The sequence below is a fragment of the Microcystis sp. LE18-22.4A genome (assembly GCF_027531105.1).
GTDB lineage: Bacteria > Cyanobacteriota > Cyanobacteriia > Cyanobacteriales > Microcystaceae > Microcystis > Microcystis aeruginosa.
Map to the genome: position 1 here is coordinate 1 of NZ_JAPZRB010000618.1, position 1,755 is coordinate 1,755.

The 1,755-nt window shown below is 40.0% G+C and carries 1 protein-coding gene and 2 pseudogenes; 1 reads left to right on the forward strand and 2 read right to left on the reverse strand.

The window, feature by feature from the left end:
- Positions 1 to 132: 132 nt before the first annotated feature.
- A pseudogene (locus O9295_RS26420) lies at positions 133 to 663 on the reverse strand (ImmA/IrrE family metallo-endopeptidase); the annotation flags it as partial.
- A 5-nt stretch (positions 664 to 668) separates the two neighbouring features.
- Positions 669 to 1,025: a helix-turn-helix domain-containing protein gene (locus O9295_RS26425; protein ID WP_287659661.1), complete on the reverse strand. Its 357-nt coding sequence runs from the start codon at positions 1,023 to 1,025 to the stop codon at positions 669 to 671.
- A 196-nt stretch (positions 1,026 to 1,221) separates the two neighbouring features.
- Between O9295_RS26425 and O9295_RS26430 the strand changes: the two are divergent.
- Positions 1,222 to 1,614 (forward strand): annotated as a pseudogene (locus O9295_RS26430) (PD-(D/E)XK nuclease family protein); the annotation flags it as partial.
- Positions 1,615 to 1,755 lie beyond the last annotated feature (141 nt).

The window sequence follows — 1,755 nt, forward strand, 5'->3', positions numbered from 1 at the left end:
GAGTGATCAGGGGTAAATTCAGGGACTTTTTCCCTGAAAATTAGGTAATTGACCCCCTCAAAATCGGTAAAACCCCACACCCCACACCCCACACCCTACACCCTGCCCCTAGGAAAAACTTTTTCAGCAAACCCTAGTTAAGTCACGGCCCTTGATGGCTTTCTCTAACTCACTCATCGCCATTAGTAAACAACTGACAAAATATTGTGCTTGCCATTCAATTCTTTGGCTAGAATCAACTGTCCGACACAGAAAAGGTTGAATTGTCTCTAAGGAATCTCCCTGATTGATTCGATCCAAAAAATTAGAGACGGCTGTTTGATTAATATGGAGTACAAAATGACCAATTTCATGGGCTAAACTCGAATTTTTAAAACCTTCTTTTGCTAGGGATGAATTTTGGTAATCTTTTAAGAATTTTACATCTTCATTGAGAATAATTTTCTTTTCCGTGGGAATAATCATTGCGGCGATTTCTCCCTCTTGATCTGGCTTTATATCCGTCCATTCAATAGCTAAATCAAAATAATCGGCCGCCGCTTCCGCAATATCGCAATTTTTTAAGGGACGACGACGATTAGCTTTTACTTTCTTCAGAATCTTGTCTGCCTGAGCTTCAATCTCTGTTTTGGGAATAAAACTATAGGGTTTAATAATATCCAAGATATTTACTCCTCTGGTTCTAATTTTGTCGCCTCAGAAATAATTTTTTTGGCAAAATTGGGATTGTCTTTCATGCGACGCAATAAAATCGGCATTTGTTGGTATTTTTGAACTAATTCTTTGAAGACTTTTTGATCATCTGAACTCAGTCGTCCCGCCAATTCTCCTAATTTTTGAGCATTTAATTTTAAGTGAGTCGCTAAGGACTCAATAACCTGCTGACTAGGAGGATAACCCGCATGATCATTTTCTAGCTTCGATAGATAGGTATAGTCCACCCCGATCAACTTAGCTAGTTCTCTCTGACTATATTCCTCCTCTCGACGAGCTTTGCGGATAACCTGTCCAAATGTTTCTGACACTGCTTTTCTCTCAATCGCTCAAAAAAAATTATATCAAGAGTTGACTATTTCAGTCAACATAGGCTAGAGTTAGTTTATTGGCGTTGATTATTTTAGTCAACACTAGAGCAAACACTGCCGTATCATCCTAGCATTATCCTGACCGAGGGGAAAAATCGTGTCCTGCCAGTTTCCCAAAAAGCCTTGGTATCCTCCGATGAGCTATCTTCTTTGGCGCTCGCTTAAACCGGCGATGGGCCATGAGAATTGGCATTGTCAGACAAAACGGGGGTTTGAAAAAGCGCGAAACAAAGAACCAGAAGTTCAAAGATTACTATCACAAGATAATCAGTCGCAAAAAATTGGTAAGTTGGCACAACGAGGAGTTTTTGAGTTTCATCAAGAGCCAGCGAGATTATCCAGTTTTGATGGGGTGGAACAAGTTGCAGAAATCCTGCAATTAAATCAAGAATCGCCAGAAATTCAAGCTAGGGTTTTAGTAATTTTAAACAATTACTATCAACAACCAATTTTATTAAATCAAGAGATTATTAATTTATCTAGAGGCGATGAAGGTTATCCAGAACCTATTGTTATCGAGCAAGGTAACTAGGGTTTGCTGAAAAAGTTTTTCCTGGGGGCAGGGTGTGGGGTGTGGGGTGTGGGGTGTGGGGTTTTACCAGTTTTGAGGTGGCCAATTACCTAATTTTCAGGGAAAAAGTGCCTAAATTTCCCCCCGATCACTCCCAGA